This window comes from Bacillus sp. MN7755, assembly GCF_054771475.1.
This window is the reverse complement of record NZ_BTRL01000031.1, coordinates 1-16023: the sequence shown is the minus strand read 5'-3', so window position 1 is coordinate 16023 and position 16023 is coordinate 1. Positions and strand designations below refer to the sequence as shown.

General features: G+C 33.2%; 14 protein-coding genes. 12 read left to right on the top strand and 2 right to left on the bottom strand.

Going from position 1 to position 16023, the window contains the following annotated elements:
* Nucleotides 1–278: 278 nt before the first annotated feature.
* The 7 genes from ACYVEC_RS28440 to ACYVEC_RS28410 all read left to right on the top strand — a co-directional run bounded on the left by ACYVEC_RS28440 (nt 279) and on the right by ACYVEC_RS28410 (nt 8747).
* Complete coding sequence (locus tag ACYVEC_RS28440) at nt 279–554, top strand: Rossmann-fold NAD(P)-binding domain-containing protein (RefSeq protein ID WP_063224312.1); 276 nt, start codon at nt 279–281, stop codon at nt 552–554.
* A gap of 447 nt (nt 555–1001) precedes the next feature.
* The gene (locus tag ACYVEC_RS28435; RefSeq protein ID WP_460509389.1) at nt 1002–1145 is read left to right on the top strand and encodes a hypothetical protein; all 144 of its coding nucleotides are present in this window, start codon (nt 1002–1004) and stop codon (nt 1143–1145) included.
* Nucleotides 1146–2298: 1153 nt separating this feature from the next.
* Nucleotides 2299–2967: a polysaccharide deacetylase family protein gene (locus ACYVEC_RS28430; RefSeq protein WP_063224314.1), complete on the top strand. Its 669-nt coding sequence runs from the start codon at nt 2299–2301 to the stop codon at nt 2965–2967.
* Between the two features lie 101 nt (nt 2968–3068).
* Nucleotides 3069–4070 (top strand): polysaccharide deacetylase family protein, encoded by a 1002-nt coding sequence (locus ACYVEC_RS28425; protein ID WP_063224315.1) that lies wholly within the window; start codon nt 3069–3071, stop codon nt 4068–4070.
* A gap of 380 nt (nt 4071–4450) precedes the next feature.
* Nucleotides 4451–6421 (top strand): polysaccharide deacetylase family protein, encoded by a 1971-nt coding sequence (locus ACYVEC_RS28420; RefSeq protein ID WP_460509386.1) that lies wholly within the window; start codon nt 4451–4453, stop codon nt 6419–6421.
* Nucleotides 6422–6498: 77 nt separating this feature from the next.
* Nucleotides 6499–7692 (top strand): glycosyltransferase family protein, encoded by a 1194-nt coding sequence (locus ACYVEC_RS28415; protein WP_098556740.1) that lies wholly within the window; start codon nt 6499–6501, stop codon nt 7690–7692.
* 536 nt (nt 7693–8228) lie between these two features.
* Nucleotides 8229–8747, top strand: a complete 519-nt coding sequence (locus ACYVEC_RS28410; RefSeq protein WP_460509383.1) for a histidine phosphatase family protein — start codon at nt 8229–8231, stop codon at nt 8745–8747.
* On the opposite strand, the gene ACYVEC_RS28405 is transcribed toward ACYVEC_RS28410, so the two are convergent.
* Complete coding sequence (locus tag ACYVEC_RS28405) at nt 8729–8878, bottom strand: DUF1657 domain-containing protein (protein WP_063224319.1); 150 nt, start codon at nt 8876–8878, stop codon at nt 8729–8731. The genes ACYVEC_RS28410 and ACYVEC_RS28405 overlap by 19 nt on opposite strands.
* 880 nt (nt 8879–9758) lie before the next feature.
* On the opposite strand from ACYVEC_RS28405, the gene ACYVEC_RS28400 reads away from it, so the two are divergent.
* Nucleotides 9759–10310, top strand: a complete 552-nt coding sequence (locus tag ACYVEC_RS28400) for an AarF/UbiB family protein (RefSeq protein WP_063224320.1) — start codon at nt 9759–9761, stop codon at nt 10308–10310.
* Nucleotides 10311–10762: 452 nt separating this feature from the next.
* Here the strand turns inward: ACYVEC_RS28400 and ACYVEC_RS28395 are convergent, their stop codons facing one another.
* Complete coding sequence (locus ACYVEC_RS28395) at nt 10763–10921, bottom strand: hypothetical protein (protein WP_162840211.1); 159 nt, start codon at nt 10919–10921, stop codon at nt 10763–10765.
* A gap of 467 nt (nt 10922–11388) precedes the next feature.
* Here ACYVEC_RS28395 and ACYVEC_RS28390 point away from each other — a divergent pair, with 467 nt between their 5' ends.
* Genes ACYVEC_RS28390 through ACYVEC_RS28375 form a run of 4 tightly spaced genes read left to right on the top strand, consistent with a single transcriptional unit; the run spans nt 11389 to nt 15601 of the window.
* Nucleotides 11389–12045, top strand: a complete 657-nt coding sequence (locus ACYVEC_RS28390; protein ID WP_063224321.1) for a PIG-L deacetylase family protein — start codon at nt 11389–11391, stop codon at nt 12043–12045.
* Complete coding sequence (locus ACYVEC_RS28385) at nt 12042–13346, top strand: glycosyltransferase family 4 protein (protein WP_098556741.1); 1305 nt, start codon at nt 12042–12044, stop codon at nt 13344–13346. Before ACYVEC_RS28390 ends, ACYVEC_RS28385 begins: the two co-directional genes overlap by 4 nt.
* Nucleotides 13347–13361: 15 nt before the next feature.
* Nucleotides 13362–14537, top strand: a complete 1176-nt coding sequence (locus tag ACYVEC_RS28380; RefSeq protein WP_063224323.1) for a carboxylate--amine ligase — start codon at nt 13362–13364, stop codon at nt 14535–14537.
* Nucleotides 14534–15601, top strand: coding sequence for a phosphotransferase (locus ACYVEC_RS28375; protein ID WP_098556743.1), 1068 nt, complete (start codon nt 14534–14536; stop codon nt 15599–15601). Before ACYVEC_RS28380 ends, ACYVEC_RS28375 begins: the two co-directional genes overlap by 4 nt.
* Nucleotides 15602–16023 lie beyond the last annotated feature (422 nt).

Sequence of the window (16023 nt, the reverse complement as noted above, 5' to 3'; positions counted from 1 at the left end):
AATTAACTAATATTTGTACCAATTTCATAAGGACATATAGGATTTGAAGTGAAATAGAGAAGAATCTATTTTGAAAACAGGTATTCCGTATTCGTTTTTACGAAATAATTGGTATTTGAAAAATGAAATCGGAAGCATAAAAGCCGCGATGGTAGGAGCACCTTGGATGACATCTGCTGGGCACTTCGACATGATTTTGCGGAGGCCGGCAGCAAATATATTAACTGGAGAAGGACACGAGAACATAGTTTACGTACTTTTCGGTAAGTTAATGATGAATGATGCAAGAGGAACTAGTATCTGTTCTTGGAGATGTATTTGGGAAAGAAATACTTGTACAGCAAGCCGATGATGATACTTATGCCAACACCAACATGATGAGGGTAGCAGGGGTTCCAGAAGCTTACATTCCTATGTACGTAAACATACAAAAGGGTATTCGAGAAGGTGGATTAGAAGTAGAGAGCAATGATTTAGAAAAATTACTTGGTCGCCCTACTATATCAATAAAAGAGGCTTTGAACCAAATTGTTAGTCAGAGCTCCCAAACATGAAATTAAGTTTAATCAAAAAACGACCTTCACATTTGTAATAGAGGTCGTTTTTTATATAAAAAGACTAAGAGAAGGAGTTTAGTCTAAAGGAAACCTGATACAATTCTATATGCAAATAAAATTGTATTGATAAAATGTAAGCGATTACCATGATGAGGACATACAGATAAATCAAATCTTAGTAGCAACAAAGGGGAGGAAGGAATATGGAAGTCGCAATGGCAGTTTTAAAATTTTTAGATGGAATAATTCCGTTAGTTCAAGAACTTTTAAAAGCATTTATGTAAGTTTATTAACTAGCAATCATTATCATATATTAATATAAAAAAAGAACAGAGTTATTTTTCTTGAAATTAAGAAAAATTAAAGAAGTTATCGAAAGCGATGAGCGAGGTAAAAGGAAGAGGCAAGAAGAATTGTACGGTCATGATGGTTGGATAATATACGATGGTGAATGGGTTGAAGTGGCAAGCAATAAAAGAACAGCTAGCAAAAGTTAACTCCTCCGTTTTAAAGGGGAAATCAATTGTTACAGACTGGCGTATTCAAAGTATGAACAGTATTCGGGGATTTATTCAAAAAAACGAATAAGAGCACTTTTAATTAGTGCTCTTATTAAGTGGGTCCCTGAGAGAGAGAGGTGTAGCACTCATAATAATATATGTGAGTCATTCATTGGGGTGCAAATATCTCATACCAACTTTATTTGGCACAACAAAGCAGTCAGCTTAATTTGCTAACCACTTTGTTGCACAAAAGAAATTAGGCCCTACAAATACGGATATGTAACTTGAAGTTACAGTTATAGTATAATACGTGGTTGAAAATGTTATACACAAATGAAAAGGAATGTAATGAAAATTTCTTTTCAAACAAGAGAGCAGCTAGCAAAAGCTAACTGCTCATCCAAGGAAAAAGATTACCATGTGTATACATTATATACGTAATATTGAGTTTTATTCGGTCAAGTCAAAGGAAAGAACTGTATGTTATATCTCTTCGGACAAGCCTCTTATAGTAACAGTTACTGATGTTATGTGTAAGAACTATACGTGTATCTTTAAAATAATGATTATTTATCCAAATGTGAACTACTCGCCACTTAGCAAAGCTTGAAGTGGGAGCTTCTCAGTTCCGCGACGAAAGTAACCTTTCGTCTCCCTGAGCGTTACTTTGGGGTGTTCCACCCCTAGATGTCCAACGCATGGTCGCTCTTTTAGTACGGTTGATATTTTACGCAGGAACCGAATGGCTTGGTTTTCGCACGCTATTTTCTTCCTGCAACCTTCTATATCAAGTTATCAAAGAACTTCATATGGCTAATTTATCAAAAGTGTTTGGCTGTGCCAAACCGAAATTCATCTCCCACTATCGTTGGGCTACGCCCTTCACACGCTTGAGGAAGGAGAATTCTTTCGGGGAATACGTTAAACTTATATTGGGATTTTAAAATATTCTTCCTTACGATTTTTAAAATCTCTCCTGATTTTTTCAGTTTTTTTAATGTATAGTAACTTGAATAATTTTCTATTTTCCCTCCTGATAATTCTGTAATATGAATCCACAAACTTCGAATCATTAAGTATTCTTTTACTAATATGTATAAAGAGCATACTGGAATAAGCAATGTTATGAGGTTGATTCCCCCAATCATTTAGATGTATAGAAGCATATAAAATAAGACAAGAGTTTTAGAAATAGTGAGGGATATGAAAAATGATATTGAAGAAGTGTGTGGAATGTAATGGATAAAAATAAAATTTATGACTTTTTTCCTATTGTTGCTAAACAGAATTCTCAATTTAGAAATACGAACCAGAGTATAAACCCTATATATTTTGGACAGCCCGATAAATACTTAATTTCGATCATAATTAATGTATCATGGGGAAATCAATACGTTTTAGAATTATTGGAGATTATGAAAAATTACAACTGCAAATTCACGTTTTTTTTAGAAGGGCTTTGGATTCATAAATATCCTCATTTAGCTCGAAAGATAAGGGATGAGGGACATGAGATTGGAAGTCATGCGTATTCACATCTTGATATGAGAGGATTAACGGATGATTATATTAAATGGGAATTAAAAAGTACAAATGAAATCCTTTTTAAAGAACTTAAAGTTACACCTAAGTTCTTTACTCCTCCATATGCCGCATGTAATGAAAGAATAGTAGAGATAGCTTCTCAAGAAGGTATGACAACAATTATTAGTTCATTAGATACTCTAGATTGGAATACAAATCATGCAGATGAAATTATAGATAAAGTAAATTCTAACTTGAAAAATGGATCCATTATTCTGATCCATCCAACTGAAGTAACGGTTAAGGCATTACCGAATATATTAAAATTGATTTTAAATCGTAATTTTAATATATGTACGGTAAGTAAGCTGCTTTCATTATAGCTATAGTTTTGCGGTATTCTCCATTGTTTTTTTACTTATAGTAAGCGAGGAGGTTATTTAAAACTTTAATTTTTAAATAACAAGGATAGGAGGATTAAAAAATGAAAACAGAACAGATAGAGATTTATGTAGATGGGAAAATGGTGCTAACAACTTATTATATTCAAGATGGTTATGTTATGGTTCCAGTTTTGTTTTTAAAACACGCAGGCATTTTAGTTGATTATAATAGTAAAAACCATTCTATTGTTTTGAAAAAGGATAAATTTTTGCTCACATTATTTAAGAACCAGTGTAAAAGTGATGTTTTTATAGAAGGAAGCAAAACTGTTTTACATGATTCTCTTTTGACTGCACCTATTGAAATAAATGATACAATATATATTCCATTTTTTTACGTTGTTCAAAAACTTGAGTTAGTTGTTTGGTCCAATATGGAAATTCCTCGAATATACTTGATCACGAATTCCTTACCTAAATGGAATTCGAATGTTTATTATAGAGGAGCCGCAGCTGGGAATAAGATAGCTTTAACATTTGACGATGGTCCTGATGATTATTACACTCCTAAAATTTTAGATCTTCTAGAAAACAAAAAAGTTCCAGCTACTTTTTTTGTTGTGGGGCAACAAATTCAGTGGTGTCCGAGTGTGTTAAAGCGTATTGTGAACGAAGGACATACGTTAGGAAACCATAGTTGGAGCCATCCTAAATTCACGAATTTAACCACTTCGCAAATAAATGAAGAAATATCTCGTACAGAAAATGAAATTACTATATTAACTGGAGAAAGAAAAACAACATTGTTTCGTCCACCATATGGTGAATTTACTAATGCAGATCTAAATTTTATCAGTGAATTAGGTTACAAATTAATCATGTGGTCAGTTGACACGTTAGATTGGACAGGATTGTCTGCTGAAGAAATCATTGCGATTGTGAGACAGGACTTATCACCAGGAGCCATAGTATTACAGCATTCTCTTAAAATGTCCCCTGGAATCTTGGATGGGACAGTCAAGGCGTTACCAATTTTAATAGATGAATTAATCGCAAAAGGATACGAATTTGTAACAATAGATCGTTTGTTGGAGAGGAATTAAAAATATGTAAACTACTCGCCACTTAGCAAAGCATGAAGTGGGAGCTTCTCAGTTCCACGACGAAAGTAACCTTTCGTCTCCCTGAGCGTTACTTTGGGGTGTTCCACCCCTAGATGTCCAACGCATGGAGGCTCTTTTGGTACGGTTGATATTTTACGCAGGAACCGAATGGCTTGGTTTTCGCACGCTATTTTCTTCCTGCAACCTTCTATATCAAGTTATCAAAGAACTTCATATAGCTAGTTTATTAAAAGTTTCTGGCTATGCCAAACCGAAATTCATCTCCCACCTATCGTTGGGCTACGCCCTTCACACGCCTCTGGAAGGAGAATTCTTTCGGGGAATACGTTAAAAATATCACATTTTTGAGGTGAGAAAATATGCGAATTTTATTTTTAGAGAGCCATCCAATGTGGATTCATGGTTTACCAAACGGGTTTCGTGATGCTGGACATAAAGTAAAGATTTCAGGCCCTTTAGATAAACATACTATTTACAAGCTTATAGATGATTTTGTACCAGATTTAGTTATAACAATGGGATGGGGGCCAGAAAATTCATCTAAGTTCAAACAACAATTGATTTTTGAATGTACGAAAAAATTTAATATTCCACATGTTTACTGGGCAACGGAAGATCCAACTTCTACAGAGATTTTTACATTACCTTATATACAGAGAACACGCCCAGATTTTGTATTTACAATTTGCTCGGATATGGTAGAAGTTTACAAAGAGAAGGGGATTCCTGCCGAACACTTAGACTTCGGCTATCATCCAATTGTCCATCACCCAATGGATAGAGACCCGAGATATTATGCCCCAGTTGCACTTGTTGCAAACGGATATCCTAAAAAATTGAGTTATCTTCCAGAGCATTTTCGCCATCAATCATTAAACACATTAATCAAACCTTTGTTAGAAAATAATATTAGAATAGATTTTTATGGTAGGTACTGGGATGAAATGAAGGATATTTTAGGTGTCGATATTCCAAGGGAGTGGATTCATGGATATATTGATTACACAGATGCAAATAAAGTTTACAGCTCATCCGATATTATTATCGGGCTTCAAAATCTTCCTACGCAGCTTACGCAACGTACGTATGAAATACTTGGCTCTGGAGGCCTTCTCTTAACAAACGATATTCCTGAAATTCATCGTGTATTCAAAGCGGGAAAAGACCTTATAACATCGTCTTCACCCGAGGAAACTGTTAAATTAGTTAATTATTACCTCCAGCATGCTGAAATGAGAGAAAAGATTAGAAAAAATGGAAGAAAAGCAGTTGAAAAATATTCTTATGAGAAACGTGCAGAGTATATGATTGATATTTTAAAAGAGTACGGGATATTTAGAGGGAAAAGAAGTAATTATGTTTTTGGAAATGAAAAGAACAAGACATATAAACAGGGAGAGTTTGAGATTTATAATGTACGCAATGGCGATACATTAGTTAGCATAGCAAATGAACTAGGGATAACTGTCAGTTCAATGAAACAATTAAACAACCTTACTTCCGATCAAATTGATGCTGGAAGACCGTTGAAAATAAGAAAAATAAATGAAAATGAGCTTACAAATTATAATTATTATACCATTTGTCATGGAGAAACTTTAGGAAGTATTTCAAAAAGGTTTGATATCTCAGTAGAAAAAATTAAGTTAGATAATGAATTGGATTCAGACTATATTCTTGCAGGTCAATTAATTAAAATTGATACAAGTGATTCTAAATTGAAGGTTTTCCCATCTGTACTGATTTCAAAAGGATTAAATACTAAAAAAATGATTTCATTAACTTACGATGCAGGTGCTGATGCAGATAAGACTGAAGAAATTTTAAACGTATTAAAAAAACATGATATCCAAACTACGATGTTTTTAACAGGTGCATGGGTAGAAAAATTTCCAAGTCTCGCTAAACGTATTGTGAAAGAAGGGCATGAAATTGCAAATCATTCATACAGTCATCCGGATTTGACGAAGTTATCATCTAGGGACATTATGAAGGAATTTAAGAAAACAACTAGGTGTTTTGAAAAAATTATAGAGACGAAAGGAAGTCCGTTATTTCGGCCCCCCTTTGGAAATTGGAATAAAGAAATTCTAGAGATTGCTGGTAAACTCGGTTTTCCCTACACAATTCATTGGAATATAGATTCAATTGATTGGAAAGAACCTTCAGTTGAAACTATAGTTAATAGAGTACTGGGAAAGCTTAAAGGTGGGGATATTGTATTATTTCATTTAAATGGAAAACCAACAGCTGTTGCTACAGATATTATAATCTCCGAATTGAAAAAACAAGGATACCAAATAGTAAAAGTAAGTGAAATGCTCGTGTAGTCTTTTTTAGTACCTTAAAAATTAAGATGTATTGTAAGAAATTTGAAATAATTGCGTGGGTTAAGGAGTGAAATGAAATGCGTATTCTTTTCTTAGAGAGTAGCCATATATGGAAGAATAACTTACCGAGAGGATTTCAAGCAAATGGGCATGATGTTTTAATTTCGGGTCCGTTAACAAAAAATCTTTCGCAAATGTTGGAAGAATTTAATCCGGATTTGGTGATCTCAATTGGTTGGGGGCAAGAACAAACAAAAATAAAGCAAGATTTAATAAGAGAATGTATGAAGAAAACAACAATACCCCTTATATATTGGGCGGTGGAAGATCCTGCTTATACAGACATTTGGTCTATACCATTAGTTAAAAGAATGAAACCAGATTTTGTGTTTACAATATGTCCAAAAACAGTTAAAGTCTATCGGCAATTAGGAGTCCCAGCTGCTCATTTGGACTTTGGCTTTGAAGAAACAGCACACTACAAATCTCCTAAATCCCCAGAATACAATTGTTCAATTGCAGTTGTTGCAAATGCATATCCTCATATTTTAGAAAAATACCCTGATCATTTTAGAAGCCATGCCCTTAATGTCCTAATTCGACCGCTTTTGGAAAAAAATATTCGTATTGATTTTTGGGGGAATAAATGGGATGAAATGGATCGTTTTTTTGGCATGGATATACCAAAAGACTGGATTCATGGTCCTATGCACTATTTAGAGACATATAAGGTGTATAACTCGGCAGATATTATAATAGGGTTACAAAATTATCAAGAGCTAATTACCCAAAGAACGTATGAAATTTTAGGATCAGGTGGATTTCTTCTTACGCTAGATACTCCAGGTGTTAAGAAGATATTTAGACCAGGGAAAGATTTAGTTACGGTTTCATCATCAAAAGAAACACTTGAAGCAATACGCTATTTTTTGAATCATCCAAAAAAGAAAGCGAAAATTCAAGAACGGGGGCGAATAACAGTACAGGAGCATACTTATCAAGCTCGTGCTAAACAAATTATAGATACACTAATTGAGCATAATATATTAATAGAAAGAGAAAAAACAAGTAAGCAAATAGGGAAAATGATGTATGTTACTGATTTAGAAGAAGACTATGAAATGTATACAATTGAAAAAGGAGATACGTTACACGGGATTTCAAAGAAATTCGGAGTATCTATTGAATCTTTAAAAAAATTAAATCATTTAACATCTAATATAATAGTAGAAAACGAAAGATTAGCAATAAAAAAGAAGAATATCGAATGAAATTTTTAAATTGCATATAACGAACTTTAAGAATTCTTAAGATTTGATTTTTATAGATTTCACCCCAGACCATGGGCATTTTTAAAAAGCGTCTGTCTGGGGTTATACATTATATACGCATTTCACTTCCTTTTACAAAGAACCTAATAAGATGGGATGGATGAGGAGCAAAGATTTGGTTCATCACCGTAACATGGGGTTGATATTTTGCAAATAAATCAATTTTAGTACACTCCATTCTAAGTGTCCACTCAGAATGGAGTGTACATCTATCCAAATATTACCCTGTCTTTTGGTGATGAACTAAAGATTTACATATTTTCTTTAGCGTAGAATCCTTACAGTTGAATTTGTCTATATGACTTTTTCACTACAAGTAGCCATAATAGTTGGAGAACCCCTGTTTCAACTGCTCTGTATTTAAATAAAGAGGATGCATACCATATATATCGTCCATATTCAGGATACTTAAAGCATTCCAATCAGGTTTGTCTAAGTTAGAGAAGAAAGGACAAATATCTAAAGAGGTGAAATGGATGCAAATCCTACTAATTCGTCATGGAGAATCCGAAGATGATTTTTTAGAAGAGGGGTATAAAGGATCTACTGATCTACAGTTAACAAAAAGGGGATTGGAACAAGTTGAAAAAATGTCTAGTTATATATCAAAGGAACTCTCTCCAGAACTGATTTGGTCGAGTACTCTATTAAGAGCAACTCAATCTACTGAAATTTTGAATAATGCTGTTAACTGCCCTGTAGAGTATCTAATTGAGTTACGTGAAATGCAGAATGGGGAGAGTAAACTAGACTTTAGATTACGTGCTGAGAACATCCTTTCAGTTGTTAGAGAAAGAAGCAAACAGTACAAACGAATTGCAATTGTTTCCCATGGAGGAGTGATTACAAAAATTATAGATAGCTTCCTTCAGTTACCGAAAGAACATGATGTGTGGTTCCATACTGACAACACAGGCATACATCTACTTGAATACCAGTCAAATTTCCGTATTATTAGATTTAGTAACAATACCAATCATTTAAACATTTCTTGAGTTTGTTGTGCTGCATCTATATATAATTGTTGTGCTTGCTTATTATCAGTATCAAGAACAAATCCTTCTAGGCATGCTTGAGCACTCTTTAATCCAGCAATAGTTTGTTTAAGTTTAGTGATTACTGTCATGTAATATTCCTCCTTGTAAATGTACTTCAAAACATGGAATGCCTCTTTTATTATCATAGTACAATCTCCAATTTTAGAGTTATGCGAATAGGAAATTTTACAGTTAATCATTCAAAGAAGGATTTTTTAGCTAATAAATGCATGGAATAGCTTTGTCCCAATAACAAAAGAAAAAGAGTACATATTTAATATGTACTCTTGAAAAAGAACGTCTATAAACGTGATAGAATATTATATGTTTGTCGCGTTTAAAAGTTCAAGGAATCAATAAAAAAATTGTTATTTAGTAATACATAGAAAGAACTCATGTATTCAGCTCATGTTAAAATATGTACTTTCATATAAAGGGTAAGAAGAAAAAATAATTATGAAGCAAATATCATACACCCTCACTTTATAAATAAAGAGTACTTTAAAAGGTAATCAACAACTAATACTGAGGTGACTATGATTATTATATGTACGTTTCCAATGAATGAGCATTATATTTAAAACCTTAAATTCATAATGTTTAAATAAATAAACGTCGATTGAGATTACACCTTATAACTAATCATAGTAAAAATGACGAGTTCACATTATACAGAAAGGTAATAATTATAGTTTTTCGAAACATGAGATTAGCGAATGGGTTTAGATAAAATTTAAAAAATATAAAGAGATCCTAGTGGTCTGAAATCAAAAGCAAAATATTATCTTTAAAGAGAAAGTAACATCTTGATATGAAATTGTTTTTAAAAATCCTGATACAAAAAAATGACAGAAATAGTTATTCAATTAAAAATACATACTGGTCTAGGTTACATATGGAAGTGATGAATCATAGAATGTGTGATGAGACTACTGCAAAATCAAGAAATACTTATTAAGGAGATAAAAAATGAACAAATACTTTAATAAAAGAACAATAAGTAGAAAAGATTTAGTGGAATATAAGCTCATTGGAGACGGAAAAGATGGAGAAGTATACCAATTAAGCCATGATAAATGCGTAAAAATATTTTTCCTGGAAGAAACTCAAAAAAAAGAGTTGAGAGCTCTAGTAATTGGGCAATCATCACCTATTATTCCAAGACTTTATGGATATGGAGAAAATTATATTATCATGGAATATATACAAGGAATTTCACTTGCACGTCACTTAAAAAAAGAAAAACAAATTACAGAAGAACTAACTGAAAGGATATTAATAATGTTGGATGAATTAAAAAGGATTGGATTTACTAGGTGGGACACGGAAGTAAGACATGTGTTAATAAATGAAGAAGGTCAATTGAAAGTCATTGATCATAAAAGAGCTTTCACTTCAAATAGTGAGGTTCCTACGAAGTTGTTAAAAGGGTTTAAGAAATTTGGACTATCACAAGATTTTCTGAACTATGTGAAAAATATACGTTCTTCTGTTTATAATAGATGGGTGGAGCATCGATAAAAAACAAATTATCTTGTGTATAACGTTTTTATATTAAAACTTTCATTTGGCTTCTTAATTATTCCCTTCTAAAATTCATTATAAAAATAAACAAATATACATGTAAATCTTAATACAAGATTATTTTCTCTCTCTTTTTGCGGGCAGGATCCCCATCGTCATCAAGCTAATAAAGGCAAACACCCCAAAAATAAGAAAAATGGCATATAAGGTTCTATATTTCATGTTGCAAGCAAAGTAAAAGAATCCTACACAAAGCCGGATTCTCTTACAAATATATTCGTTTATAAAATGCTTCACTAAAGGAATTGAGTCTGAACCACTCAATTCCTTTTTTATGTTATAACAAATGAATAAAAATTTTCAATAAAGGAAATTCCTTTTTGTCTTAAACTTAATTACAAATTGAAATTTTGAAGCAGAAGAATAACAAAACCACTCAAGGTGTTTTCTTAATCTCGCATTGCCCCTGCCTCTTGGGAAGTCATTGCCCCTTGTCCTTCACTTACATCTTTTTGAATTTCTTGTTTTACTTTGTTTGCATCAGTTCCAACAAAATCAGGTTTCAAAATAGAACCCGAATTTTCTTTAGCTTTGTTATGATTTAGCATACAAGTCCTCCTCAATTTCTCGTTTAACAATCTTATTATTTACAAAATTCATTTGATATATCCCGAATAGTTGAGCGAATTTTACGTAAAGTAAATGTCATCGTTATAAGAAGATGACCGTCTTTGATATTCTAGGGATTGTGTATAAAACGACGGTGAAGCATAGACAAGCTTCCTAGCGAAAGAATCACGTTTTAATAGGCTTCTTTAGCATGCCTACTTTTCTATCAATTGCTAGTTTTAAAACAAGGATCGTTTCATATCTAGTAATTTACTCGATTAGCTTGATGGGCATGGGTTAGTACCCCTTATATCATAAAATTGTTGGGGAAGTAAAGAAATTAGGGCGGAGAAAGACTGGAAAGGGTATGAAAAGATGGCAAACAATGGAGAGGTATTTCCGCTAATGCCAGTTTCTTTTTGTAGCATCATTCATACATTAGGTCGTATAGGGAGGGATAATTGTTATGAGAGAGTGTGTTTTAGTTATTGGTGCTCACCCCGATGATGAGTTATTAGGATCTGGAGGGACTTTAAAAAGATTAGTGGAAAATGGGCATCGGGTTATTTCAATAATTATTGCTTCAGGAAGAAGGGAGGAAGCGGATCGAATACATCAACTAGGCAGGCATGCAAATAAAGAAATTGGTATTGAAGAAGTGATATTCCTCGATTATGCTAATTTAGAATTGGAATTAATTCCGTTGCATCAATTAACGAAAGAAATAGAACAATTAATACAGAAATATAAACCAAGTAAAATTTTCACTCACCATTATGGAGATGTCAACATTGATCATCTAATTACCTTTCAAGCGGTTTTGACCGCAACGAGACCTCTACCTAAGCGAGATCCGATAGAATTAATTACGTTTGAAACAGTTTCCTCTAGTGAGTGGAATGTCTATACAAATGATAAAGTTTTCAAACCTAATTATTTTGTTAATATTACAGATCAAATGGATTCAAAGATTGCGGCGCTCAAACATTATGATGTAGAAATGAGAGATTTTCCTCATCCTCGTTCGTATGAAGGCGTTCAGCATTTAGGAAGGGTTAGGGGCATGACGATAGGCGTATCATACGCTGAAGCGTTCGAAGTGATAAGGAGGATCTGGCAATGAGAAAGGAAAGTATGTTTCCGTATTCCTATTTAATTGAAGCGATAGATAAATATTATGGAATGCCTTCATCTTCATCATCCAAAAAGAAAAGTGCAACGAGAGAACGATATGTAGATGCAAAGCCAAAGGTGAATTCAAAGAAAAGAAGACTTTCTATATTAATTGCTACGTTTTGGGACTATCCTCATACAGGTGGGTTATCTAATTATATTACAGCACTTAGTGAAGGTTTAAAAAAATTAGGCCATAAAGTCGATATTATATCTCCTAATCAATTTCTTACGAGCGAAGTAAGAACCCTGCGTAAAAGGGTTGTTCCAGAATTGAGAAATTTCTTTTATGCACGTTATGGAAGCTATAATACCACGATTGTGAGAAATTGCAGACATATGTATATCTACGAAATGATGCTGCTTAAAAATATCAACTTAAAAAAATATGATGTTTTTCATGCGCAAGATTTGTTTACAGCCAATATATTGGGAAAAATCAATCGACTGTATAAGAAACCTTTGCTATTTACACCCCATGGGATGTTTACTTTTAACCGGGTGAAATTTGGTATATTTGAAAAAGATTCACTAGAAGAAGCCTATTATAAAACAATAGAAAGTAAAGCTATTGAATTTGCCAATCAGCTTATTATTCTCAGTGATTCATTTCGTCAACCGTTAATGCAACTGGGGGCAAAGCAAGAGAAAATGACAACTGTGCTTACGGGTATTGATTATCCTGAGAAGTATGATGTGAAAAATTCATTGGCACAGAATAAAATCGTTATTACATGTGTGGCGAGATTAGGACCCAGAAAAGGTCATAAAGTATTATTTGATGCACTATCACAGATGGAAAGGAAATATACTGAAAACATTAAGGTGCTTATTGTCGGAGATGGCGAGATGAGAGATGCGTTAGAAAAGCAAGTTGCTTCTTTGAATCTTTCCATGGTGGAGTTTTTAGGGGAAAGAGATGATGTACCAAACATTTTAAGTAAAACCGATATTTTTGTACTTCCTACTCTAAATGATAGTCTGCCTATTTCTATTATTGAGGCCATGCATAGTGGAGCTTGTGTCATTTCGACAACATCGGGAGGAATACCTGAATTAGTACATCACGAGAAGACAGGTATTCTAGTAGATGTAGGAGATGTAAATAAACTAAAACAAGCATTAAAGTTTGTTATTGAAAACCAGAAAGATCGGGAGCAGTTAGGTGAAAATGCAAGAAACTTCGCTAAAAAATATTTAACTAGAGAAACCATGGTAGCTCATATCGAAAAAATCTACAAAGATATTTAAGTGAGGAAGGATTCTATGTATCATGAACACAGTGCAGTTGTACTGGACTTAAGTGCCAATGGAGTTGGAATTATTAGAAGTTTAGCGAGAAAAGGAATTAAAGTTTATGCCTTTGATGTAGAGGGACCTTATAAGATAGGGAGATCACGTCTTGCTTCATGCGGAGTATGTCCAAGTCCTTTATCGGAAGAAAAAGAATTATTAACTTTTTTAATCCACTTGGCTAAAGAATTAAAATTGAAACCAGTTTTGTATACAGGTGCGGATGATTATGTGGTATTTATTTCAAAATATCGAGCGGAGCTGTCTAACTACTATTTATTTTTGTTTCCTGAGCATTCATTAATTGAAACAATACTAGATAAACATAAAATGTATGAACTGGCTGTGAAGCATAATATTCCATGTCCAAAAACATATGTGATTGAACATAAAGAACAGCTAGAAGAAGCAATATTGAACCTCGGTTTTCCATGTATATTAAAGCCGACCTTGGGGCATAAGTTTCGAAAAAAAATAAATAAAAAGGCTATATTTATAAAAAATCCAGATCAACTAAGAAATGAGTATGAATTATACCGACAGCATGGAAAGCTCATGGCTCAAGAAATCATTCCTGGAGACAATCAGCATTTTTATAAAGTGGCTACTTTTTATGACGACAATATGGAGTTATTAGCATTATTTTCCTTGCAAAAGAACCATCAATTTCCAGCTGACTTTGGAACAGGAGCTCATATTGTTAGTAAACAGATTCCAGAACTAGTGGATGTATGTTTACCTCTTTTTAAAGAAATACAACTTAAAGGTATTGGCATGGCAGAGTTTAAAAAGGACCCACGAGATGATGTTTATAAGTTTATTGAAATCAACCCCCGTTTTTGGTTAACTCATAGCTTAACAGAATCTGCAGGCATTGATTTTGTTTATATGTATTATTTATATTTAACCAAGCAAAACCCAGCGCCAAGACTTAAACAAAGAGATGGTATCAAATGGATTTATCTTGTGCGGTATTATTTAACGTTCCGTGACAAGAAAAAAAGAGCTGAAATGACATGGAAAGATTTTTATGAAGGCTTGCGAGGAAAAAAAGAGTTCGCTCTTTTTGCATGGGACGATCCGATGCCATTTATTAGAAGCGCATGGTCTCATTTGAGGAATGCATGGAAACAAAAAGGAAAGGAATGAAATCATTGTATGAAGTGACGGAATTAGCCTATTATTTAAAGAAGTTTAGAATTTCAGATAAAATCTCTTATTCAATGGGGCAAAGGGTATCAATAGATTCTACTAACATTGAATGCCTAAAATCAACAGCAAGAACTAGTATCTACAAATTATTTCTTCGAAAAAAAATGAAAAACTATCCCATTATTTTAAAAGTATATAATTCAACAAGCTATAGAAATGAAGTAGAGATTCAAGTATATAAAAGAGCGTATCCTATATTAAAAGAGTTTCTTCCTCAAATATATTATATTGAAAAAAAAGGAACTGAAACCTGGGTATTCATGGAGTTTGTCCAGCAAGTACGCGGCCAGATTACTTTCTCCCCAAAACATTTAGAACATATTATCCCCACTGTTGCCAAACTTCACGCATACACATTTGAAGACAATTTGAAAAAATATAAAAATACTTGGAATGAATGGCTCCCCATTTATGAATCAAGCAAAATGAGAAGTGGTCGATCTAAATACATTGGAAGAACGATTACTTTTCTTGATGACGCAGTGAAAGACGATAGGTTAAGGGAGACCATTAAACCCTATCATCAATCGCTAATAAAACTGCTTCAGAAGGGACCAGATTTTTTTCCAGAACTATTTGAAAACGGTTCATCTATAACACATGGAGACCTTCATATGCAAAATATATGTAGTAATAATGTGGCACTAGATGCTCCATGGAATATTCAGTTTATCGATTGGGAGTCTATTAAATACGGACCCGTCTGGTTTGATATGGTTGTTTTAGTCGAAATATTATTAGGCTTTAGAAAAGATTGGCAGAGCAATGCAGAAGAGATTCGCACACATTGTGTGAATTTATATACAAAGCAAATGCAGAAGTATGGGATTGAATTTAAAACAGCTCCAATTGATCTATATAAAATGGCGTATTTACAGAGAACATTAGAAAAGGGGCTGCATACTCAGTTACGAAGAATATTCAATAACCGTTCTGATTGCGAATTATTAACATATCATCTTGAAAAAGTTTCAATTTGGGGAGAAGAATTTGGTTTATAGACGATAAATCTCCCTTGTATCATTAGAAGAGTTAGGATGTGATACTGCTGATTGCAATAAAGGAAGAGTAAAATAAATATATCAAATATAGAATCGCAATTTGGATTTGGCAGGAGGCACATCTATAGATTTAGAAAAAGACGTTTATAATAGGACGAATTTGAAATGATAATGGGCTATAGAGCTCTAATCCCTTATAATAAATTAAAAAATTACCGTAGGGAATCTTTTCCGATGGTAATTTTTTTCGATGGCTCATATTGCAAAGGGAAATTTTTCAGGTGCATTTAGTTTATTAATCGATTCGTATCCGTAGATAAGATAAATGATAGTAAATTTGTATTTTAATAGAAATAGTAAATATAAAGTGAATGATCTAATTATTTATATTAAACCTCATGTTTATCATTTTAGCCAAGAAG